This is a genomic window from Methylocapsa sp. S129, from assembly GCF_009765995.1.
In the GTDB taxonomy this organism is placed as follows: Bacteria; Pseudomonadota; Alphaproteobacteria; order Rhizobiales; family Beijerinckiaceae; genus Roseiarcus.
This window is the reverse complement of sequence record NZ_LMUI01000030.1, coordinates 264,729-285,477: the sequence shown is the minus strand read 5'-3', so window position 1 is coordinate 285,477 and position 20,749 is coordinate 264,729. Positions and strand designations below refer to the sequence as shown.

Sequence of the window (20,749 nt, the reverse complement as noted above, 5' to 3'; positions counted from 1 at the left end):
GTGCAAACAGGCGCACGATCGAGAGCCTTTCCCATGCCATGCTCCATTGCGCGGTTGGCCCTCATCGTGGGCGCGCTCTGTCTGGTGGGCGGGATCGAGCCCGCGGACGCGTTCAAGCGCCGACCTAATGGCTGCGATTGGATCGGGGGCGATTTCGCAGAGCCCGGCGAGGTCATTTTCAACACGGGCTGCCGAGGCGGGGGCGGCAGGCGCCATGCCGCCCCCGCCGCCCAACCGAAGGACGAGCCGCCCAAATTGCTCGATCGCCTGGACGCACGCGCGCCTGTGAATTACGGCGCCTCGACACGCAAGTCGATCGGGGCGGGGATCGAGCGCTTCGAGATCGTGGGCGGGACAATCGCTTATGGTCTGGACGCCGGTGGGCTTTGGCGCTTTACGCTCGGCGGCAAGGACTCGAAGCAGGTCGCGCAATCCGTCATTCAGTTTCGCGCGACGGAGGCGGGGCCGCTGTTCGTGCTGGAAAAGGATGGCACGCTCTGGCGAAGCGATGGCGACGGGTCAAACCGAACTTTCCTCGATCACGAGGTCGCCGACGTCCAGCCGGCGGGAGATTCCGTCTATGTCCTGGGGACGGACAAACATCTGTCGCGCTTGCATGCGGACGGCAAGGGCCGCGACCCTGTCGACGACAATGTTTCAGCGTTTCAGGCCGTGGATTCAACGATCGTTTTCGTCCTGGGAACCGACGGCGCGTTATGGCGCGAGACTGGCGATATGCATAATCGCGTCAAGATCGGGCAACCGATCACCGCGTTCGAATATGTCGCGGATGGCGATACGACCTATGTGCTGACGCCGAGCCATTTCCTGTGGCGCCAGACCGGAACGGGGACTCCCCAGCAGGTCGACCATGATGTCGCAGCTTTTCACACGGTGGATGTGAATCTTGTCTATGTGCTCGCGACCGACGCGAGGCTTTGGCAGGAACTGGGGGATCGATCGCAGGCCGTATTGGTCGACGGCGATCTCGCGGTGAAATCAGGCGCCGCCGCCTTTCAGTTCGCCAGCAAGGGCGATGTCGAGGGGCAGGCGGTCTATGTGCTGGACCGCAAACACGGGCTTTGGGTGGAGACCATGCCCTCAGCGCGAGGGCATGGCAAGTAAGGGTTCGCGCTCGAGGTTGTCGAGGCGCGCCAGCTCAGTTGACGGCGATGGAGCGAGCGCCGCCCGCGCCATCGCCGCAAAATCGCATGACACGGCGCCTGTCAGATCTGCGCCAGTCCGCCGTCGACGAACACCTCGCTTCCCGTCATGAAGCTGCTGTCGTTCGAAGCCAGGAACAGCGCGGCCGCCGCCGTCTCGGAAGAATCGCCGATGCGCCCGACCGCCGTTTGACCGACGAAGCCGGCCACCAGCGCGTCCTGCATGCCGGTTCTTGCGAGAGCATTCATCAGGCCAGGCGTCTCTATCGGCCCCGGGGAGAGGACGTTGACGCGGATGCCGCTGCCCTTGAGGTCGACCGCCCAACTGCGCGCAAAGTTCCGGATCGCCGCCTTGGACGCGCTGTAAACGCTAAAGGCGGCCGTTCCCTTGGTCCCGGTGGTCGAGCCCGTGAGGATGATCGAACTGCCGGCCTTCAATAGCGGCAGAGCCTTCTGCACGGTGAACAGCGTGCCTTTGACGTTGACGTCGAAGACGTGGTCGAATTGCTCGGCCGTGATCGCGCCCAGCGGCGCGAAATTGCCTAAGCCGGCATTGGCGAACAGCACGTCGATAACGCCTCTATCCGCGCCGACGACCGCGAAGAGCCGATCGAGATCCTCCGGCTTTGAGATATCGCCCTGGACGGCCTTCGCGCCCGCGCCGATCGCCTTCACAGCCGCGTCGAGTTCGGCCTGACGGCGGCCGAAGATAGTGACGAACGCGCCCTCCGCGGCGAAAAGCTTGGCCGATGCGAGGCCGATGCCCGTCGCGCCGCCCGTGATGACCGCCGTCTTGCCTTCGAGTCTACCCATTTGACGCCTCCATTTGGTGGGAGAGCGTGAGATGGAGAGGGGATTTCCATTTGACTAGTATGCACCTTTTCGTAAGTATAGGGAATATTGGAGTCTTCATGTCAGACGAGCCTTTTACCTGCGGACTGGATGCCGCGCTCGCTGTGATCGGCGGCAAATGGAAGCCGCTGATCCTCTATTATCTCGCGCACGAAACCCGCCGGTACGGGGCGCTGAAGCGGTGCGTTCGCGGCGTCAGCGACAAGATGCTGATCCAGCAGCTCAAGGAGCTGCGAGCCGATGGCGTGGTCGACCGCACCGATTACAAGGAAATCCCGCCTCATGTGGATTATTCGCTCACCCCGTTCGGAAGGAGCCTCGCACAGTCGCTCGCGCCACTTTGCGCCTGGGGCGAGGCGCATTCGGCCGCGATCGCGGCGATGGTCGACCGTCGGAACGGCGGGTTGACGGAATCTTTTGTTCCCGGCGCCGACATCGACTAGCCTTGCGCCGAAGCGGCGTCGCCGCACGCAACGCCTGGAGCATTGGCAATGACCGAACCGACCGCATACGCGCCGCCGCAAATCTGGACATGGAACAAGGAAAATGGCGGCCGGTTCGCGAGCATCAATCGCCCGATCGCGGGACCGACGCATGACAAAGATCTGCCCGTCGGCAAGCATCCGCTGCAGCTCTATTCGCTCGCCACGCCCAATGGCGTGAAGGTCACGATCATGCTGGAAGAGCTGCTCGCGCTTGGCCATAGCGGCGCGGAATATGACGCGTGGCTGATCAAGATCTCTGACGGCGATCAATTCGGCAGCGGTTTCGTCGCGGTCAACCCGAACTCGAAAATCCCCGCGCTGATGGACCGCAGCGGATCGACGCCGGTGCGGGTGTTCGAGTCAGGGTCTATTTTGCTGCACCTTGCCGAGAAATTCGGCGCGTTCATGCCGACCGGCGCGACGCGCGCGGAATGCCTGTCCTGGCTGTTCTGGCAGATGGGCAGCGCGCCTTACCTTGGCGGCGGCTTTGGCCATTTCTACGCCTATGCGCCGACGAAGATCGAATACGCCATCGATCGTTTCGCGATGGAGACGAAGCGCCAGCTCGATGTGCTCGACCGGCGGCTCGCGCAGTCCGAATATCTGGCGGGTGCCGATTATACGATCGCCGATATGGCGGTCTGGCCGTGGTATGGCGCCCTGGCGAAGGGGCGTCTCTATAGCGCGGGAGAATTCCTGCAGGTGCAAAGCTATTCCCATGTCCAGCGCTGGAGCGACGCGATCGCCGCGCGCCCCGCCGTGCAGCGCGGGCGCAAGGTCAATTGCGCCTGGGGCGAGCTTTCAGATCAGTTGCACGAACGTCATGACGCGAGCGATTTTGAGACGAAGACGCAGGATAAGGTTGAGGCCGGCAAGGCTGCGACTGGCGGGTGATTCTGAGCCGCGCAGATGTTGGATTGCGGCGATGGTCGGGAAGGCGCTGTACTGAGAGGCGTTCTCCTTCGCCCGCGAAGCGGGAGAAGGTGGCCTTTGCGTAAGCAAAGGTCGGATGAGGGCCTCGAAGCTGGGTCCGACCGAAAAGAGGGTCTGCGCGCCGAAAGGCCCTCATCCGTCACGCTTCGCGCGACACCTTCTCCCGCCGAAGCGGGAGAAGGGTCCGCAGCCGCTACCCCAGCGCCACCTTATAACTCGCCTCCGTCTTCGCCTTAATCTCCTCCTCCGTCACCCCGTCCGCCAGCTCAATGAGCGTCACGCCGCTCTTGCCGTGCTTGTCGATGGTGAAGACGCCAAGGTCGGTGATGACGAGGTCGACGACATGGGCGCCGGTTAGCGGCAGGTTGCAGGCGTGCAGGAACTTCGGGCCGTCCTTGGCCGAATGCTCCATCACGACGACGACCTTTTTGACGCCGGCGACGAGGTCCATCGCGCCGCCCATGCCCTTGACCATTTTGCCGGGGATCATCCAATTGGCGAGATCGCCGTTCTCGGCGACCTGCATGGCGCCGAGGATCGCGAGATCGATATGGCCGCCGCGGATCATCGCGAAGGAATCGGCGCTGGAGAAATAGCTTGTCGTTGGCAATTCGGTGATCGTCTGCTTGCCGGCGTTGATGAGGTCGGGGTCTTCCTCGCCCTCATAGGGGAACGGCCCCATGCCGAGCATGCCGTTCTCGCTCTGCAATTGCACATTCATCCCCTCGGGGATGAAATTGGCGACGAGCGTCGGAATGCCGATGCCGAGATTGACATAAAAACCGTCGCGCAATTCTTTTGCGGCGCGCGCCGCCATTTGGTCACGGGTCCAGGCCATTTTCCGGCTCCTTTGTTCAGGCGGCGACGCGCTTGCGGGTGGTGCGGTGTTCGATCGGCTTGGCGCCGACGACGGGGACATGCACGATGCGCTGCACGAAAATGCCCGGCGTGATGATGTGGTCGGGATCGATCGTCCCCGCTTCGACGAGATGCTCGACTTCGGCGATCGTCAGCTTGGCCGCGGTCGCCATGTTCGGATTGAAGTTTCGCGACGTCTTGCGATAGACGAGATTGCCTTCCGTATCCGCCTTCCAGGCGTGCACGATTGCGATATCGGCGACGAGGCCGCGCTCCATCACATATTCCTCGCCGTCGAAGACGCGCACTTCCTTGCCCTCGGCGATAATCGTGCCGACCCCGGTCTTGGTGAAGAAAGCGGGGATGCCGGCGCCGCCGGCGCGAATGCGCTCGGCCAAAGTGCCCTGCGGATTGAATTCCAGCTCCAGTTCGCCGGCCAGATATTGCTGCGCGAACAGTTTGTTCTCGCCGACATAGGATGAGATCATCTTGCGAATCTGGCGCGTCTCCAGGAGGATGCCAAGGCCGCCGCCGTCGACGCCGGCATTGTTGGAGATGACGGTCAGGTCCTTGGCGCCCGATTTGCGGATCGCGGCGATCAAAGTGTCGGCGACGCCGCAAATGCCAAAGCCGCCCGACATGATCGTCATGCCGTCCTTGATCGCGCCGGCCAAAGCGGCTTCCGCGTCCTTGTAGATTTTGCTCATGCCCATTCCCCTGGAGACGTGAAAATCATCTGGCGCTCTATGCAGCCGCCAAGCCAAGCATCGCGCGCGCCTCGGCCGGCGAAGCCGGCCGCGCGTCATGCCTTGCGCATATAGCCGCCGCGACTTCCACCAATTCGGCGTTGCTCGAGGCGAGGCGGTTCTTGTCGATGCGAATATTGTCTTCGAGCCCGGTGCGCAAGGCGCTCCCGCCGCGCGCCAGCACCCATTCGATCACTTCGCTCTGAAAGCGGCCGATGCCGGCGGCGGTCCATGTCGCCCTGGGCAGGACGCGCCGCGTCTCGGCGAGCAGGACGTCGAGCAAGGGCTCCTCGCAGGGGATGGCGTTCTTGACGCCGAGCACGAATTGCACGTGCGGGCTTTCGCCGATCAGGCCGCGGTCGATCAGGCGGCGCGCGCCGTGAATATGCGACAGATCGAAAATCTCGATCTCCGGCTTGACCTTGCAATCGCGCATTTTCGCCGCGAGCTCCTCGACCAGCGCCGGCGCATTCTCATAAATGCTAAGCGGAAAGTTCACTGATCCCGTCGCCAGCGAGGCCATGTCGGGAGAGAGATTGAGCGCATTGCCGCGCGCCGATTGATCGCGCCCGCGGCCGCCGGTCGAGAACTGCACGATCATGCCCGGGCAATGGCGGCGCACGCCCTGCATCACCTCGCTAAACAAAGCAGGGTCCGACGACGAGCTCTCGTCCGGGTTGCGCACATGAATATGGACGAGGGCTGCGCCCGCCTCGAAGGCCTGACGCGTCGATTCGATCTGTTCGGCTGGCGTCACCGGCAAAGCGGGATTGTCCTTCTTGCGCGGCACTGAGCCGGTAATCGCCACGGATAAAACCACCGGCCGCATAGTCGCCCTTTCAGACCGACGCTTGGGAACGGCGCCGTCGTTTCTCTGGTCCGCAGAATTCCTAGCCGATCGAACGGCGGTTGGGTAGACGGCGCGCTCCGGTCACAGCAGCCGGCCTGTCGATCCCTCCCGCCGCCAGACCAGAATGATCGCGCCCAGCAGCGCGGCGAGGCCGAGGAAGCCGGCGGCGAGCGGCATGGAGGCGACGCCGACCACGACGCTGGACCCGGTGCGCTTGATTCCGAGATAGTCGGCGCCGCCGTAGCTTGGCGATTCGTGCATGGCGATGATGCGCGGCATCAGGACGCCGTCGCCTTCCCCGTCCGCGATCCGCCGCACCGTTCCTCCGCTCGCTTCGGCAAGCGGGCGCAGCTTTTCGGTCGTCGACACGACTTCCTGGAATTCGAGCGGATTGTCGGGACCGACATTGATCAAAGCCTGATGTTCGCCATCGCTGATGCGGTAGAGGCCCAGGCGATCGACCTCGATCGTCGCGCGTGAAAGTCCGGGTTCGGCGCTCTTAAGCTGCGCCTTGCTCGCCGCGCCCGTCGGCCCGATGATGCTGACCTCGGGCGCGTCGTCCTTGAGGCTTTGCCGCTCGATGGTCAGCGTGCGGCCGCGCGCGGAGGCGCGCAAAGCCTCTTCCTCGAGCTCGGGCTCCTTCATCAGCCAATGTGCGAGACGGCGCAGCAGATCGAGATGCGGCCCGCCGCCCTCGAATCCGCGCGCCCAAAGCCACATCTGGTCGCTCAACAGCAAAGCCACCCGGCCCTTGTCGGCGCGCGAGAGAACGAGCAGCGGCTTATTGCCGGCGCCCGAGAGAATATTGACCCCGCTGGTGACATCGGCGCCGATCTGGCGAAACCATGGCCCCCAGGCCGGCGGCGAGACTTCGCTCCCCGCCAGTCCGCGCGTCACCGGATGTTTGGCGCCTTCGGGCGAAACGGTCGGACGAAACGCCTCCATGGCGATTTCGCCATTGGGCTTGGCCGGCGCCAGATCGCCGAGCGGCGAAAAATAAAGCCCTTCCGGCGTTGCATAGTCCGGCCCTTCGGCCATCAGCAGCGCGCCGCCGGCGCGCACATAAGAGACGATATTGTTGAAATAGACCTTAGGCAGAATGCTCTGGCTGGAATAGCGATCGAGAATGATCAGGTCGAAATCGCGGATCTTGCGTCCGAACAGATCGGCGACCGGGAAGGCGATCAGCGACAATTCATTGATCGGCGTGCCGTCGGAGGATTTTTCCGGCGGCCGCAGAATCGTGAAATGAACGAGATCGACATTGGCGTCGGATTTGAGAAGATTGCGCCACATCCGCTCGCCTTGATGCGGCTCGCCCGACACCAGCAGCACGCGCAGCTTGTCGCGGACGCCCTCGATGGTGACGACCGCGCGATTGTTGATGTCGGTCAGTTCGCCCGGCAAGGGCGCGACTTCCAGTTCGACGACATTGGGTCCGGCATGGTCGACAGGAACCTTGACGCTGATCGTCTGGCCGACAGCGGCGCTGAGCGTCGCGATCTTTTCGCCGTCGCGACGCACTTCGAGCGCCACGGGCTCGCCGGAATCGGCGGTGTCGAGCACGCGCGCGTTGATCGTCTGCTCCTTGCCGACAATGCCAAAGCGCGGGGCTTCGACAAGTTCGATGCGCCGGTCGCGCTCGCCGACATGGCCGGTGATGAGCGCATGCAGCGGCGCCTTGAAGCCAAGCGCGGCGACATCGGCGGGAATGTCATGGACGACGCCGTCGGTGACGAGGATCGCCGCGCCGATCCGGTCGGCGGGAACGTCGCTGAGGCCCGATTGCAGCGCCGAAAACAACCGCGTGCCCTGATCGTCCGCGTCGGACTTGCCAGCCTCGATAAACCGCGTTTCGACATTGTCGAGCGCGCCGAGGCGCTTTTCCAGTTCGGCGCGCACATGGGCGGTCTGGGCGGCGCGGTTGCCGATCGTCTGGCTGCCCGATTGATCGAGGACGACCGCGACGACGTCCTTCAGCGGACGGCGATCTTCGCGGACCAGCGAAGGATCGAGCAAAGCCAGAAAGAGCAGCGCGAAGGCGAGCAGGCGCAGAACGGCGCCGCGCCGACGGGCGAACAAGGTCGCGCCCAGAACGATCAGCGCGGCGACGGCCAGGACAATCAGCGCAGGCCAGGGCAGCAGCGGCGAGAGGGCGATCGAATAGGCGTTCAATGCGAAAGCCTTTCGATGAGATCGCGCGCATGAACCTGGTCGGCTTTGTAATTGCCGGTCAGCGTATACATGACGAGATTGACGCCGCCGCGCAGGCTGAGTTCGCGCTGGCGCGCCCCCCCGGGGATCAGGGGAAACAACGGCTGATCCTCGTTATCCGCAGCCCAGGCGCCCGCCAGATCGTTCGAGGTGATGACGATCGGGGAAACGCTGTCGCCGGCCCGCGCCGGATGCACGGATGTGTCGCCGGGATCGGGCGGCGGCAAAGCCTCGATCCAGGTCTGGCCGATCGTGGTGCGGCCGACGAAGCCGTCGATCAGGTAAAAGCTTTTGGTGACGACGTGGTCGCGCGGCACCGGCTCCAGTTCGGGCACGTCGACGCCGGCCAGCAATTTCTGCAGCCAGAGGCCTTCGGGCGTCTGGGGGCCGCCAGGCCTCGCAGCGAGCGCGTCGCGCGTGTCGAACAGGAACGTGCCGCCGCTCTTCATATAGGCGGCGATGCGCGTGATCGCCGCCGTTTCCGGCTGCGGCCGGCCGGCGACGACGGGCCAATAGATCAACGGATAGAAGCTGAGTTCGTCATGCGCCGGATCGAGGCCGAACGGCTCGCCGGGCGACAACGACGTGCGCTGCGCGAGCACCCGCGACAGGTTGGCGAGGGCCGAGCGGCTGGTCTCGTCGACGCTGGAATCGCCAGTGACGATATAGGCCAGATGAATCGACAGCGCGGCGTCCTTGTCGCGTTCCGAGATGGGCGCCTGTTCGGCGGCCATCGCCCGATGGCCGAGCGGAACGGCGCAGAGGGAGAGGACCGCCAGCGCCGCGGCGATCGTCGAGGCGCGCCGCAGGCCGAAGGCGCCGCCAAGCCAAAGGCTCGCCAAAGCGTCGGCGAGCAGGCCGATGAAAGCGGCGCCGAGCAGCCAGGGACGCAAATCGAGCGGCGCGGCGACGTTCAGCGCGCCCGCCTGCACGGGCAAGGGGCCATAATCGGCGGCGCTCAATTCCTGCGCCGGCGCAAGCGCGTTGACCGCGATCAGCGCGTCGCCCGAACCATAGAAGCCTGGCGGATGGGAGGCGTCGGCGATCCCTGAGAAATCGGCGGCGATCGGTTTGGCCGTGACGGGCGGCGCGCCTAGCGCGCCAAAGCCGTCAAGCGCGCGGGCGGGCGCGTAAGTCGCCTGACTCGCCGCGGCGAGCGATGGCGCCCCGTCCTTGTCGGGCGGCGGCGCGCCCGCTAGCGCGACGATCTTGCGCAGCATGTCGACGAACAGGCCCGAGAGGGGCAGGTTCGACCAGGTCGTATCCGCCGTCACATGGAACAGGACGATGAGGCCCTTGCCGCGCCGGTCGGCGGTGACGAGCGGCGTCCCGTCCGCCAGCCGCGCCCAGGTCTTGGCGGCGAGGCCTGGCTCCGGTTCGGACAGAACCTGCCGGGAAATGGTGACTTCGTCGGGCGTAGCGAGGCCGAAGAACGGGCTGTCGCGATCGAAAGGCGCCAGACGTTTGGGCGTCTCCCAGGACAGCGCGCCGCCCAAAGTGCGCCCGCCCCGGCGCAGCGCGGTCGGCGTCAAATCGTCGGCGGTAGCAGCCAGTCTGGCGCCCGCGAAGCGGATAAGCACGCCCCCGTCGTCGACGAATTTGGCGAGCGCGTCATGAGCCGCCCCGCTTCCCACGCTCATATCGGCGAGCGCCAGCACCGCTGGCTTTTCGGCGATCAGCGACACGACAGGATCGCTCGCATTGTCGCGCCATTCTCGGACGTCGGCGAAGGGCGCCAGCGCACGCGACAGATAATAGGTGGGCGCGAGCAGCGGCTGCGCGATATCGGCGCTGGCGCCCGACGCGATCGCGACGCGCCGGCGCTTCCATCGCTCGTCCAGCAGCGCGACGGCGCCCGCCGAGCGTTCGTCGACGATCGCGACGCGGGCGACGTCGTTGCGCAATTCGATCGGCAGATCGAACTTCGCCGTCGCAACGCGCGTGCCGCCAAAATCGAAAGGCGTCTCGCCGATCGTCAGGCCCTTGGCGTCGAGCGCGCGCAAAACACCTTTTTGCCGCGCTCCCGGATCCGCCCGCAGTACCCGCGCCTGCAGGGCGCCGGCGAGATTGTCGACGCCGGTCAATCCCAAAGCGCTGGTCTTGTCGGTGAGCACGGTCACGTTGCTGGAGAGACCTGCGAGCTTTTGCGCGAAGGCGCCGGCGCCGCCAAGCTCTTGGCCGTCGGCGATCCACACGATTTCCGCTTGCGGATTTTGCTGCAGAAACCGTTGCACGGGTCCCACCACTTCGGCCCGGTCGGGCGCGTAGGGCGTCGGCGCGAGCGCGCGCAATTTTTCAATATTATGGGCGGAATCGGCAGGCGCGATATCGACGCCGCCTTGCGAAACCGGGACAAGTGCGGCAAGGCGCCCCGCGCCGCCCGCCGCGGCGAGGCGCTCGCGCGCGACCGCGATCCGGCGCTCCCAGGCCGGCGCCGCCGCCCAACCGTCGTCCATCAACAGAAGCAAGGGTCCCGCGCCGCCGCCCGGCAGCGCGATCGCATTCCAGATCGGCCCGGCCATCGCTAGAATGATCGCCGCGCAGATGGCGATCCGCAGCAGCAGCAGCGGCCATGGCGTGCGGTGCGGCGTCTGATCCCTAGGATCGAGGCCGAGCAGCAGGCGAAGCGGCGGAAACAGGATTTCGCGCGGGCGCGGCGGTGTGACGCGCAGGAAAATATACAGGGCCGCGAGCAGCACCAGAGCGGCGAGAGCGGCGGGCGCGGCGAAAGTGAGCGGGAGGCCGAGCATTAGGCGCCGCCTGGCGAGAGGGAAGCGCCGGGGCCGGCAACGCCCGGGCCCTCCAGACGCATGCGCAGCGCGAGCAGCGCCTGCGCCGCCGGCCTGTCGGTGCGATGCAAGGCGAAGCCCCAGCCGCGCGCCGCGCAGGCGTCGCGCACGGCGTCGCGGTGGCGGGCGAGTTTGGCCAGATACGCCTCGCGCAGGCTTTGCGCGCGCGGCGCGCGCAGGCGCGCCGATCCGTCCGCGCCGACAAATTCGGTATGGCCCTCGAAGGGGAAGGTTTCTTCGATCGGATCGGCGATCATCAGCGCTTGGCCCTGCGCGCCCTGGGCCGACAGTGCGTCGATCGCGCGGCGAACTGCCGCCTCTTCGCTGAGGAAATCGCTAATCAGCACCACTTTGGAGCGCGCCTTCAGCGGAATCTGCGGCGGCAGCGGCGCGCGGACAGTCGAGAGGCGTTCGTCGAGTGCGATCGCCTCGGCGAAGCGCTCGATCACGCCGCGCGTCGCGAGCGGGCGCGTCAGGCCGATCAGGCCGACGCGCTCGCCGCCGCGCACCAGCAGATCGGCGGCGGCGAGCCCGAGCACGGTCGCACGTTCAATCTTGGAGGCCTGCGCGAGTTCCGAGACGAAAGCCATCGAGGGCGAACGGTCGATCCATATCCACACCGTATGGGCGGCTTCCCATTCGCGCTCGCGCACATAGGTGCGATCGTCGCGCGCCGAACGTCGCCAGTCGACGGCGGCGGCCGGCTCGCCGGAAATGAACGGGCGAAATTGCCAAAAGGTCTCGCCTGGCCCGGCGCGCCGGCGCCCATGCACGCCATGCATCACGCTTTGGGCGACCTGTCTGGCCGCCACCACGAGGCTGGGCAGCCGCGCCGCCAGCGTCGCCGCGTCCCGCCGCCAAAGCGGGGTTGCAATTTCCGCGGATGAAACGCGCAGGGCTGCGGCCATTCCCTAGCCGACCGTTTTGGCGACGAGGCGGGCGATCAGGCGAGGCAAGTCCTCGCCTTCCGCCCGCGCTGCGAAAGTGAGCGCCATGCGGTGCTTGAGCACCGGCTCGGCCAAAGCCGCAATATCGTCCTTGGAGGGCGAGAGCCGTCCGTCGACAAGGGCGCGGGCGCGGCTCGCCAGCATCAGCGCCTGGGCGGCGCGAGGGCCTGGCCCCCAGGAAATGTGCCGGGTGATTTCGGGATCGCCCTCGCCGGGCCGGGCGGCGCGCACGAGATCGAGGATCGCCTCGACGATGTTCTCGCCGATCGGCGCGCGGCGCACCAGTCTTTGCGCCTCCATCAGCTCCTGCGCACTCATCGCGGCTTTGGGACGTGTCTCGGCTTCGCCTGTCGTCTCGATCAGAATGCGGCGCTCGGCGGCGCGATCGGGATAGCCGACGTCGATCTGCATCAGGAAGCGGTCGAGCTGCGCCTCGGGCAGGGGATAGGCGCCTTCCTGCTCCAGCGGGTTCTGGGTAGCCAGAACGTGGAACGGGCGCGGCAAGTCATGGCGCACGCCCGCCACCGTCACGTGGTTTTCCTGCATCGCCTGCAGCAGCGCCGATTGCGTGCGCGGGCTGGCGCGGTTGATTTCGTCGGCCATCAGCAATTGCGCGAAAATCGGGCCTTTGATGAAGCGGAACGCGCGCGAGCGGTCGCTTGCCTCCTCCATCACCTCCGAACCGAGAATGTCGGAGGGCATGAGATCGGGCGTGAACTGGACGCGCAGGGAATCCAAGCCAAAAACAATGCCGAGCGTCTCGACCAGCTTGGTCTTGGCGAGACCGGGCACGCCGATCAATAAACCGTGACCGCCCGCCAGCAAGGTCGCCAGCGTCTGTTCGACGACGCGCTCCTGGCCGAAAATCACCGCGCCGATCGCCGCCTTGGCGGCGGCGATTCGCTCCATCGCGGCTTCGGCGGCGCGCGCGACGCCCCCTTCGAAGTCTGTGACGGCGGCGTCCTGGACAGGGCTCATGTCTTCTCCACTCGGGACGTAAGCGCGCTGGGATTTCCCCTTTCGCGGTCCGCCCACTACATTAAGGCGTCGGGCGGCTGAGTCTAACCGCTCCGCTAGATATAGATGCTTGCCCGCAAACAGGCGCGAGATTATGGCGAACGCCGCTTCACAATCGGATCAACCACAGCCGCCTCCCGAACAAGTCCTGCGCGGGATAGAGGGCGTGGCCGCCGCGCGCAAGCGCGGTCCCGCCCCGGTGCATTTGTGGAATCCGCCGTTTTGTGGCGATATCGATATGCGCATCGCGGGCGACGGCACCTGGTTCTATAATGGCTCGCCGATCGGCCGCCTGCCGCTCGTGCAGCTTTTCGCCTCCATTCTGCGCCGCGACGAGGATCGTTATGTTCTGGTCACGCCGGTCGAGCGGGTCGGGATCAAGGTCGACGACGCGCCCTTTCTGGCCGTGGAGCTCATCATCGGCCGTGCAAACGGCGCGCCAAGCCTGACCTTCCGCACCAATGTCGAGGATTTCGTAACCGTCGACGGGGATCATCCCCTGCGTTTCGAAAACGGGGCGTCGGAGGGGCTCAAGCCCTATGTTCTGGTGCGCGGCGGTCTTTGGGCCTTGGTCAAGCGCGCCTTGTTCTACGATCTGGCGGCGCTGGGCGAGACGCGGCCATGGCAGGGCGAGGACTGGTTCGGAATCGTCTCGAACGAAATCTTCTTCCCGATGACGAAAGCGGCGGCGCTGGAGGGGCTTTGAACATTTCCATCCCCGCCCGTTTCTCGATCGAAGACTTGCGCGCCCGGGCCCGCGCACATCTTTCGGCGGAGCTTCCCGCCGATGCCTTTGATCCGGCATTTGCCCCTTCGCGCGGCGACCATGTCCTGAATGCGCCGGCGCCCGACGCGCAAGCCGTCGCCAATGCGCGCCCCGCTGCCGTGCTGGCGCCGATCGTCGCGCGGCCGGACGGCCCGACCGTCCTGTTGACGCTGCGCGCCTCCAGCCTGCGCAGCCATTCGGGCCAGGTCGCCTTTCCCGGCGGCAAGATCGACGAAGGCGAGACGCCGCTGGCCGCCGCCTTGCGCGAGGCGCAAGAAGAAATCGGCCTTGATCCTGGCGCTGTCGAGCCGCTTGGCTGGCTCGACCCCTATCTGACCGGCACCGGCTATCGCATCATGCCGCTGGTCGGAATCGTCGAGCCGCCTCTCGCTTTGGCGCTCAATCCAGCCGAAGTCGAGGATGTCTTCGAAGCGCCGCTGAGCTTCCTGATGAACGAGGCCAATCACCAGCGCCATGCGCGCGAATGGCAAGGCGGGTTGCGGCATTTTTACGCCATGCCCTGGCGGGAGCGCTATATCTGGGGCGCCACGGCGGGCATCCTGCGCAATCTCTATGAAAGGCTCTATTCCTGATGTTGCGGGCCATTCTCGAACCGGTCGCGCTCTTCCTGACGCCCTTCATCGCCTTTGCGATCTATCTCATCTTGCGCGCCCGCTATCCCCTGGCGGTCGAGCACTGGTCGCGCGGCCGCGTTTCGACCATGACGCTGGCGGGCCTCTTCATCGTGGTGCTCGGCATGTTCCTTTTGGGATTGACCGCGCCGCGCGGCCGCGGGATCTATGTGCCCGCGCATGTCGAAAACGGCCAACTGGTTCCCGGCCACATCGAATGAGCGCGCTGCCCGCCATTGCCGATGGGCGGCTGAAAGACCGGCATATCCTCGGTGAAGGAAAACTGGCGCGCGCGCTCGAAGCGCTCGACGGCGACGGCGAAGAGACCCGCCTCGTCGGCGGCGCGGTGCGCGACCTCGCGCTTGGCCAGCCCACTGGCGATTTCGACCTGGCGACAACAGCGCGTCCCGAAGTCACGATCAAGCGCGCCCGCGCCGCCGGATTCGCCGTCGCGCCGACTGGAATCAAACATGGCACGGTGACCATCGTCGTCGACGGCCTGCCGATCGAGACGACGACGCTGCGCGAAGATGTCGAGACCGACGGGCGTCACGCCAAGGTGCGTTTTGGCCGTGATTTTGCTGAAGACGCGCGACGGCGCGATTTCACCATCAATGCGCTCTCGCTGAGCCGCGACGGAATCGTTCACGATTACACGGGCGGCCTTGCCGATCTCGCCGCGCGCCGCGTGCGGTTCATCGGCGACGCGCGCACCCGCATCCGCGAGGATTTCCTGCGGATCCTGCGCTTCTTCCGCTTTTCGGCGGGCTATGGCGAGGGACCGCTCGACGCCGAGGGCTTTGCCGCCGCCGTACAGGAGCGCGACGGCCTCGCGCAATTGTCGCGCGAGCGCGTGCGCGCCGAATTGATGAAGCTGCTGAAGGCGAAGCGCGCCGGCGAAATTGTCGCCCAATGCTGCGAAGCCGGCCTGATCGGGCCGCTGATCGCTGGCGCGGCCGACCCGTTGCGGCTGCAGCGGCTCATCGCGGTGGAGAGCGTCCGCGCGGCGCCGCCCGATTCGCTGCTGCGTCTGGCTGCGCTTGGCTTGATCATCGCCGAAGATGGGGGGCGACTACGCGACCGACTGCGCCTGTCGAACGCTGAATATGACAGGCTGGCGGGCGCGGCGAGCGCCCTCGAAACGCTGCATGGGCTGGGCGCGCCGCCCTCGCTCGGCGCCTTGCGCGCACTGCTGTTCGAGCGCAAACGCGCCGCCGCGCGGGATGGGCTGACCCTCGCCCATGTCGATTCCGGCGCCGCGCCCGACGACCCCGCCTTCGCCTCGGCCTTCCGCTTCGTCTCCGACACGCCCGAGCCGACGCTGCCCTTCACCGGCGCCGATCTTATCGCGCGCGGCATCGCGCAAGGTCAGGGGGTCGGCGCAACACTGAAAAGCCTGCAAGCGCTCTGGATCCGCGCGGGCTTCCCCAAGGAGCCCGAGCTTCTGGCGCGGCTGCTGGACGAGGCTTTGGCGACGCCGCGCCGCCATTAGCCGCCCCGCGGAGCGGGCGGCGCGTCCTGCTTGCTAAAACCTCTCGCTTGGGGCAGTTTTCCGGGCTGCACCAGCCGCTATCCCGAGAATGTCGGCTGGGTTGAAGACGGCGATACACAAGCCGATCGCGCAGGGAGGGACGGCCATGCGCGACTATTTCGAAACCGTGAAGAATTTTTCCGCCGCCAACCTCGAGCGCCGCGTGCTCGCGGGCTCGCTGGGCGAGGGCGTCAATGCTTGCGTCGAGTGCTGCGACCGTTGGGCGAAGGACGGCGCCATTGCGCTGGAATGGCATGGCGCCAATGGCGAGCGCAGGACCCTAACCTTCGCGGAGATGCTCGGGAACGCGGCGAAATTCGCCAATTGCCTAAAGAGCCGCGGCATCGGCAGGGGCGATGTGGTCGCCGGCCTTCTGCCCCGCATCCCCGACCTGTTCACGGTCATCCTCGGGGCGTGGCGCGTCGGCGCGATGTACCAACCGCTCTTCACGGCCTTCGGGCCGGCGGCGATCGAGAGCCGCGTCACGGCCTCTGGAGGCAGTCAGGCGAAACTCGTCGTTACCGATGTCGCGAACCGCCCGAAGCTGAAGGACGTGCCGGATTGTCCCGACATCCTGACTGTCGGCGATGGCTTCGCCGAAGCGATCGCATCGCAGTCAACCGAGTTCGCGCCGGTCATGCTGAGGGGGGACGACCCGTTCGTCGTGCTCTTCACCTCGGGCACGACGGGAAAACCCAAGGGCGTGCGCTATCCGCTCGCGCTTCTTCTGCCCGTCGCCTCCTACATGCTCGACGCGATCGACCTGCGTCCGGACGACCATTATTGGAACGTCGCCGATCCCGGCTGGGCTTACGGCATGCTCTACGCAGTGATCGGGCCGCTAATGCTCGGCCATTCCACAACCTTCCATGAGGGCGCATTCACCGTCGAATCGACGGTGCGCGTCATCGCCAACCGCGCCATCACGAATCTCGCGGCGGCGCCGACCGCTTATCGCCTGCTGATGGCGGCGGGCGACGAGGCGATGGGGCCCATCGCGCATCTCCTGCGCGTCGCCTCCAGCGCCGGCGAACCGCTCAATCCCGAAGTGATCCGCTGGGCCGAGCGCGTGCTGCATTGCCCGCTCGCCGATCATTACGGCCAGACGGAGGTCGCGATGATGATCAACAATCATCACGCGCTAAAACATTCAGTGAAGCCCGGCGCCGCGGGCCTGCCGCTGCCTGGCCTCGAAATGGCGATCCTCGACGACGACCTGAACGTGCAGCCGGCGAACACGCCGGGCGTGCTTGCGGTCCATATTCCGCGCTCGCCGATGTATACGTTCACCGGCTATTGGAAAGCGGACTCGCCCAACATCCGCGGCGACTGGTACATCACCGGCGACACGATGATGTGCGACGAGGACGGTCATTTCTTCTTCGTCGGCCGCAACGACGACATCATCACTTCGGCCGGCTACCGCATCGGCCCCTTCGACGTCGAGAGTGTGGTGATGGAACATCCGGCGGTGGCGGAAGTCGCGGTCATCGGCAAGCCAGACCCGCAGCGCACCGAGATTGTCAAGGCGGTCATCGTGCTGAAGGCCAGCGTCGAGGGCACGGAAGAGCTGAAGGCGGAAATCCAGCAGATGGTGCGCCAGCGCCTGTCGACGCATGCCTATCCGCGCGAGATCGATTTCGTCGCAGCGCTGCCGAAGACGCCGAGCGGCAAGATCCAGCGCTTCATTTTGCGCGGCGGAGCGTGAAACCGAACGCCTCGGCCCTTGTTGCTGGGAATTCTTCTGGAAGCCGGCTATTGCCGATCTCCTCAATGAAACGCCCAACAGCGGAGCGCTTCAAGCGCTAACGACGCTTCTTGACCTTTGGGTCTTCGGGTTGAAGAACGCCGAAGTCTTTGGAGTGAACGCCGCTCGCGATCACGACGCCTTCTGCCGCCAGCCCGCGCTTCAACAGCTCGCGCACCGCGGAGGCGCGGCTCGGCATGCGCTTGGCGAAACGCCAATCGTCGAGCGCCGCCAACTCGTCATCCGCCAGCATGATTTGCAGGCGCTCGCCACGCGCTAATTCCCCCATGAGGCACTCCCCTTCGGAAAACCACTGACGCCGAAATAGTCTTTCACTCAATCGGCGTCAAGGCCTATAAGTCAGTATTTAGGGGTTTTTACTCATTTTATGCCTATCATGTAAAAAGCAAGAAATGTGACAATATATGAAAATAACAACGAGGGGTGTCTTACGTAAACATCGCCTTCAACTGAATTCACGCTCTAATATTATCTTGACTTGGTAGGATCGATGAACGTGTACTGACGGATGATAGTTTCGAATAGCGAGGCGGCGGCGATGGAAGCAGCCAAGAGATTGGTCTCGATATCGGCCATGCCGGCGGCCGAAACGATTCACCGCGCCGCCGATGGCGGGCGCGCCACGACCATGGATGTCGTCAGTTATCTCCAGGCGATCGCCGAGGGAATCCTATCGGGCATGTCGATGACCGGGAAAGTTCTGCTTAAAGCCGACTTCCCAGCCAGGTTGGCGCTTCCGTTGGATAAGGCCGTCCTGCTCGGCCTGATCGTCGGCGAACTCGTGACCAATTCCATCAAATACGCTCATCCCACCGGCATAGCGGGAATCATCAAGATTGAATCCTCGCGACACAATGGCGCGCTCGTCATCGAAGTCTGCGACGACGGGGTCGGCTTGCCAGAGGGCTACAATCTTCTCGCGACCGACGACGCGGGCCTGGCGATGGTCCGGGCGCTCGCCGCGCAACTGGGGGCTTCAATCTCTTTCGATAACCATGGACTCGGACTGAGCTGCATCTTGCGAATGCCCTATGCCGAAGCGACGGCGTAGGGCGATATCTAGAGTTTTTGAACCGATGTGAATTCCATGGTCGAGCGCGCCCTCGGCCTGAATGGAAGGCGAAGCATTATGAATGAAATGAGGCTGAATTTACCGGACGATGCGACGATTGAGCGATCAGGCGTCATTGCTCAGGCGGCCAACGCTGTTGCTCGCGGCGACGACTATTTCCGCGGCGTGCTCGACGCCCTGACGGCGGCGGTCTACATCACCGACGCGGCCGGCCTGATCACCTACTACAACGAAGCCGCGGCCGCGCTATGGGGCCGACGCCCCGAACTTGGAATCGACCAGTGGTGCGGCTCCTGGAAGCTGTTTTGGCCAGATGGCAGGCAATTGCCGCTTGATGAATGTCCGATGGCGCTGACCTTGCGGGAAGAGCGTCCGGTGCTGGGTATGGAAGCCATTGCCGAGCGGCCGGATGGCAGCCGGGTGTCGGTCATCCCGTATCCCACGCCCCTCTATGACGCCTCTGGCGCGCTCATCGGCGCGGTCAACATGTTGGTGGACGTCTCCGAGCGCAAACTCGCCGATGTTCAGGCGCAGCGGCTCGCTTCGATCGTCGAGTCTTCGGACGACGCCATTATCGGCAAAGACCTCAACGGAATTATCGCCAGTTGGAACTGCGGCGCGCAGCGCGTCTTTGGCTACACCGCGGAGGAAATGATCGGCAGGCCGGTGAGCGTGCTTATCCCGCCGGAGCGCGAGAACGAGGAGCCGGGAATTCTGCAACGTATTCGCCGCGGCGAACGGATCGACCATTATGAGACTGTTCGTCGGCGAAAAGACGGAAGCCTCGTCGATATTTCTCTGACTGTGTCCCCTATTCGCAACGCCGCTGGCGAGGTCATCGGAGCGTCAAAGGTCGCGCGCGATATCACCGAACGCCGGCGCGCCCGCGATGAGCAACAATTGCTGCTCAGAGAGATGGATCATCGGATCAAGAACCTATTCGCCCTCGCGAGCAGCGTCGTCAGCTTAAGCGCCCGCACCGCGGGATCGCCAGCGGAACTGGCGACGTCCGTCAGAGACAGATTGGGCGCTTTGGCGCGCGCCCATGCGCTGACGCTTTCCGTTCCTTCCTCCTCTGCCCGAAGCGAGAATCCCGCGACGCTGCATGCGTTGATCAAGACGATCGTTTCGCCTTATGAAAATCAAGCACCTGAAGAGCGCGAGCGGGTGACGGTCACGGGCGCGGACGCGCCCCTTTCCAACAGCTCGGTGACGAGCCTGGCGCTTCTCCTGCACGAATTCACCACGAACGCCGCAAAATATGGCGCGCTCTCAACCCCGGAGGGGCGCGTTGACGTTCACTGCGAAGTGGCGGGCGACAAGCTTTTGTTGAATTGGAACGAGCGCGGCGGGCCAGTGCTGGGCGATGAAGTCAGCGTGGATGGTTTCGGCAGCATGCTGATACGATCGGCGATCGAGGGGCAACTTGGCGGCGCGATCGCGCGCGATTGGCAGGCGGACGGATTGGCGATTCGGCTTTCCCTCGCTCTGGATCGACTTTCAAACTGACGATCTCCGCCTCGCCGCCACGGCGGTCTTGGCATCACGTCGGCGAATATGCGACGCCTGTCGCAACAATCCCCCCAGATTGGCGCATTGATTTGCGAGGGGCCGAAACGCTATTCTGGAATCTCAACGGGAGGCGTCATGACAGGTCCACATAGCGTGGTTTCGTACGAAGAACTCGAAGAGGCCGTCGGAAGCGACGCGTACGCCATCGTCGACGTGCGCGAGCCGCATGAATTTTCCGAAGGCCATGTGCCGGGCGCGGTCAATCTGCCGATGTCGCGCTTCGACCCCAGTCTGCTGCCTTCCGGCAAGCCTGTCGTGCTCATCTGCAAATCCGGCGGACGCTCGGCGACCGCCCTACAGCGCGCGCTTGCCTCAGGCCTCAGCGACATTCGCCATTATGCCGGAGGGACAGCCGGCTGGCAGGGCCGCGGGGGGAGGGTGGAGAAGTAGAGCGGATGATTTTGGTCGAACCCGTGGAGCGCAATCCATTATTGTCCTGGCTCGCGGTAAATGAGCAGGATTATCCATTGATGGCACGGCGGAGCGGAGCGCGAGAGCAATTCGAAGTCAAGGACGACCGCAAAGCGGTCGCCGCCTGCGGCGGTCGCCTGAAG

20 protein-coding genes are annotated in these 20,749 nt (G+C 65.0%); 11 read left to right on the top strand and 9 right to left on the bottom strand.

Features of this window, described 5'->3' with window-relative positions; genetic code table 11:
- Nucleotides 1–33 precede the first annotated feature (33 nt).
- Nucleotides 34–1,125, top strand: a complete 1,092-nt coding sequence (locus GSQ90_RS18985) for a hypothetical protein (RefSeq protein ID WP_158816451.1) — start codon at nt 34–36, stop codon at nt 1,123–1,125.
- A gap of 101 nt (nt 1,126–1,226) precedes the next feature.
- Here the strand turns inward: GSQ90_RS18985 and GSQ90_RS18980 are convergent, their stop codons facing one another.
- Nucleotides 1,227–1,976 carry an SDR family NAD(P)-dependent oxidoreductase gene (locus GSQ90_RS18980; protein WP_158816450.1) on the bottom strand — a complete coding sequence of 250 codons (750 nt, stop codon included), beginning with the start codon at nt 1,974–1,976 and terminating at the stop codon, nt 1,227–1,229.
- Between the two features lie 98 nt (nt 1,977–2,074).
- Between GSQ90_RS18980 and GSQ90_RS18975 the strand changes: the two genes are divergently transcribed.
- Both GSQ90_RS18975 and yghU read left to right on the top strand, forming a co-directional pair.
- Nucleotides 2,075–2,458 (top strand): helix-turn-helix domain-containing protein, encoded by a 384-nt coding sequence (locus tag GSQ90_RS18975; protein WP_158816449.1) that lies wholly within the window; start codon nt 2,075–2,077, stop codon nt 2,456–2,458.
- A 48-nt stretch (nt 2,459–2,506) separates the two neighbouring features.
- Nucleotides 2,507–3,394 carry a glutathione-dependent disulfide-bond oxidoreductase gene (yghU, locus tag GSQ90_RS18970; protein ID WP_158816448.1) on the top strand — a complete coding sequence of 296 codons (888 nt, stop codon included), beginning with the start codon at nt 2,507–2,509 and terminating at the stop codon, nt 3,392–3,394.
- Between the two features lie 232 nt (nt 3,395–3,626).
- Here yghU and GSQ90_RS18965 read toward each other — a convergent pair whose 3' ends face one another.
- The 7 genes from GSQ90_RS18965 to GSQ90_RS18935 form a co-directional block, all read right to left on the bottom strand.
- The gene (locus GSQ90_RS18965) at nt 3,627–4,271 is read right to left on the bottom strand and encodes a 3-oxoacid CoA-transferase subunit B (RefSeq protein ID WP_158816447.1); all 645 of its coding nucleotides are present in this window, start codon (nt 4,269–4,271) and stop codon (nt 3,627–3,629) included.
- A 16-nt stretch (nt 4,272–4,287) separates the two neighbouring features.
- Nucleotides 4,288–4,998, bottom strand: a complete 711-nt coding sequence (locus GSQ90_RS18960) for a CoA transferase subunit A (RefSeq protein WP_158816446.1) — start codon at nt 4,996–4,998, stop codon at nt 4,288–4,290.
- Between the two features lie 37 nt (nt 4,999–5,035).
- A complete protein-coding gene (locus GSQ90_RS18955; protein WP_158816445.1) occupies nt 5,036–5,866 on the bottom strand; it encodes a 3-keto-5-aminohexanoate cleavage protein in 831 nt (276 codons plus the stop codon).
- 102 nt (nt 5,867–5,968) lie between these two features.
- Entirely contained in the window at nt 5,969–8,062 is a 2,094-nt protein-coding gene (locus tag GSQ90_RS18950) for a hypothetical protein (protein ID WP_158816444.1), read from the bottom strand.
- Nucleotides 8,059–10,851 carry a DUF4159 domain-containing protein gene (locus GSQ90_RS18945; RefSeq protein ID WP_158816443.1) on the bottom strand — a complete coding sequence of 931 codons (2,793 nt, stop codon included), beginning with the start codon at nt 10,849–10,851 and terminating at the stop codon, nt 8,059–8,061. The genes GSQ90_RS18950 and GSQ90_RS18945 overlap by 4 nt, the downstream gene beginning before the upstream one ends.
- Nucleotides 10,851–11,798, bottom strand: a complete 948-nt coding sequence (locus GSQ90_RS18940; protein WP_158816442.1) for a DUF58 domain-containing protein — start codon at nt 11,796–11,798, stop codon at nt 10,851–10,853. Before GSQ90_RS18940 ends, GSQ90_RS18945 begins: the two co-directional genes overlap by 1 nt.
- A gap of 3 nt (nt 11,799–11,801) precedes the next feature.
- A complete protein-coding gene (locus GSQ90_RS18935) occupies nt 11,802–12,815 on the bottom strand; it encodes a MoxR family ATPase (protein WP_158816441.1) in 1,014 nt (337 codons plus the stop codon).
- A 133-nt stretch (nt 12,816–12,948) separates the two neighbouring features.
- Between GSQ90_RS18935 and GSQ90_RS18930 the strand changes: the two genes are divergently transcribed.
- From GSQ90_RS18930 to GSQ90_RS18910, 5 genes are all read left to right on the top strand, one after another.
- Nucleotides 12,949–13,560, top strand: a complete 612-nt coding sequence (locus GSQ90_RS18930; RefSeq protein ID WP_158816440.1) for a DUF1285 domain-containing protein — start codon at nt 12,949–12,951, stop codon at nt 13,558–13,560.
- Complete coding sequence (locus GSQ90_RS18925; protein WP_246731662.1) at nt 13,557–14,213, top strand: CoA pyrophosphatase; 657 nt, start codon at nt 13,557–13,559, stop codon at nt 14,211–14,213. Before GSQ90_RS18930 ends, GSQ90_RS18925 begins: the two co-directional genes overlap by 4 nt.
- Nucleotides 14,213–14,473 carry a DUF6111 family protein gene (locus GSQ90_RS18920; protein ID WP_158816438.1) on the top strand — a complete coding sequence of 87 codons (261 nt, stop codon included), beginning with the start codon at nt 14,213–14,215 and terminating at the stop codon, nt 14,471–14,473. The genes GSQ90_RS18925 and GSQ90_RS18920 overlap by 1 nt, the downstream gene beginning before the upstream one ends.
- Nucleotides 14,470–15,744, top strand: a complete 1,275-nt coding sequence (locus GSQ90_RS18915) for a CCA tRNA nucleotidyltransferase (protein WP_158816437.1) — start codon at nt 14,470–14,472, stop codon at nt 15,742–15,744. The genes GSQ90_RS18920 and GSQ90_RS18915 overlap by 4 nt, the downstream gene beginning before the upstream one ends.
- Nucleotides 15,745–15,889: 145 nt before the next feature.
- Nucleotides 15,890–17,491, top strand: a complete 1,602-nt coding sequence (locus GSQ90_RS18910) for an AMP-binding protein (RefSeq protein WP_158816436.1) — start codon at nt 15,890–15,892, stop codon at nt 17,489–17,491.
- 97 nt (nt 17,492–17,588) lie between these two features.
- Here the strand turns inward: GSQ90_RS18910 and GSQ90_RS18905 are convergent, their stop codons facing one another.
- Nucleotides 17,589–17,819: a hypothetical protein gene (locus GSQ90_RS18905; protein WP_158816435.1), complete on the bottom strand. Its 231-nt coding sequence runs from the start codon at nt 17,817–17,819 to the stop codon at nt 17,589–17,591.
- A 270-nt stretch (nt 17,820–18,089) separates the two neighbouring features.
- On the opposite strand from GSQ90_RS18905, the gene GSQ90_RS18900 reads away from it, so the two are divergent.
- The 3 genes from GSQ90_RS18900 (at nt 18,090) to GSQ90_RS18890 (ending at nt 20,585) form a co-directional block, all read left to right on the top strand.
- Nucleotides 18,090–18,602, top strand: a complete 513-nt coding sequence (locus tag GSQ90_RS18900; protein ID WP_158816434.1) for a sensor histidine kinase — start codon at nt 18,090–18,092, stop codon at nt 18,600–18,602.
- A 78-nt stretch (nt 18,603–18,680) separates the two neighbouring features.
- Nucleotides 18,681–20,132 carry a sensor histidine kinase gene (locus GSQ90_RS18895; protein ID WP_158816433.1) on the top strand — a complete coding sequence of 484 codons (1,452 nt, stop codon included), beginning with the start codon at nt 18,681–18,683 and terminating at the stop codon, nt 20,130–20,132.
- Nucleotides 20,133–20,270: 138 nt separating this feature from the next.
- Nucleotides 20,271–20,585 (top strand): rhodanese-like domain-containing protein, encoded by a 315-nt coding sequence (locus GSQ90_RS18890; RefSeq protein WP_158816432.1) that lies wholly within the window; start codon nt 20,271–20,273, stop codon nt 20,583–20,585.
- Nucleotides 20,586–20,749 lie beyond the last annotated feature (164 nt).

What these genes read in the sequence shown, in the direction of transcription:
- GSQ90_RS18985 (WP_158816451.1), top strand. Translation starts at nt 34, where the DNA reads ATGCCATGCTCCATTGCGCGGTTGGCCCTCATCGTGGGCGCGCTCTGT.
- GSQ90_RS18980 (WP_158816450.1), bottom strand. Translation starts at nt 1,976, where the DNA reads ATGGGTAGACTCGAAGGCAAGACGGCGGTCATCACGGGCGGCGCGACG.
- GSQ90_RS18975 (WP_158816449.1), top strand. Translation starts at nt 2,075, where the DNA reads ATGTCAGACGAGCCTTTTACCTGCGGACTGGATGCCGCGCTCGCTGTG.
- yghU (WP_158816448.1), top strand. Translation starts at nt 2,507, where the DNA reads ATGACCGAACCGACCGCATACGCGCCGCCGCAAATCTGGACATGGAAC.
- GSQ90_RS18965 (WP_158816447.1), bottom strand. Translation starts at nt 4,271, where the DNA reads ATGGCCTGGACCCGTGACCAAATGGCGGCGCGCGCCGCAAAAGAATTG.
- GSQ90_RS18960 (WP_158816446.1), bottom strand. Translation starts at nt 4,998, where the DNA reads ATGAGCAAAATCTACAAGGACGCGGAAGCCGCTTTGGCCGGCGCGATC.
- GSQ90_RS18955 (WP_158816445.1), bottom strand. Translation starts at nt 5,866, where the DNA reads ATGCGGCCGGTGGTTTTATCCGTGGCGATTACCGGCTCAGTGCCGCGC.
- GSQ90_RS18945 (WP_158816443.1), bottom strand. Translation starts at nt 10,851, where the DNA reads ATGCTCGGCCTCCCGCTCACTTTCGCCGCGCCCGCCGCTCTCGCCGCT.
- GSQ90_RS18940 (WP_158816442.1), bottom strand. Translation starts at nt 11,798, where the DNA reads ATGGCCGCAGCCCTGCGCGTTTCATCCGCGGAAATTGCAACCCCGCTT.
- GSQ90_RS18935 (WP_158816441.1), bottom strand. Translation starts at nt 12,815, where the DNA reads ATGAGCCCTGTCCAGGACGCCGCCGTCACAGACTTCGAAGGGGGCGTC.
- GSQ90_RS18930 (WP_158816440.1), top strand. Translation starts at nt 12,949, where the DNA reads ATGGCGAACGCCGCTTCACAATCGGATCAACCACAGCCGCCTCCCGAA.
- GSQ90_RS18920 (WP_158816438.1), top strand. Translation starts at nt 14,213, where the DNA reads ATGTTGCGGGCCATTCTCGAACCGGTCGCGCTCTTCCTGACGCCCTTC.
- GSQ90_RS18915 (WP_158816437.1), top strand. Translation starts at nt 14,470, where the DNA reads ATGAGCGCGCTGCCCGCCATTGCCGATGGGCGGCTGAAAGACCGGCAT.
- GSQ90_RS18910 (WP_158816436.1), top strand. Translation starts at nt 15,890, where the DNA reads ATGCGCGACTATTTCGAAACCGTGAAGAATTTTTCCGCCGCCAACCTC.
- GSQ90_RS18905 (WP_158816435.1), bottom strand. Translation starts at nt 17,819, where the DNA reads ATGGGGGAATTAGCGCGTGGCGAGCGCCTGCAAATCATGCTGGCGGAT.
- GSQ90_RS18900 (WP_158816434.1), top strand. Translation starts at nt 18,090, where the DNA reads ATGGAAGCAGCCAAGAGATTGGTCTCGATATCGGCCATGCCGGCGGCC.
- GSQ90_RS18895 (WP_158816433.1), top strand. Translation starts at nt 18,681, where the DNA reads ATGAATGAAATGAGGCTGAATTTACCGGACGATGCGACGATTGAGCGA.
- GSQ90_RS18890 (WP_158816432.1), top strand. Translation starts at nt 20,271, where the DNA reads ATGACAGGTCCACATAGCGTGGTTTCGTACGAAGAACTCGAAGAGGCC.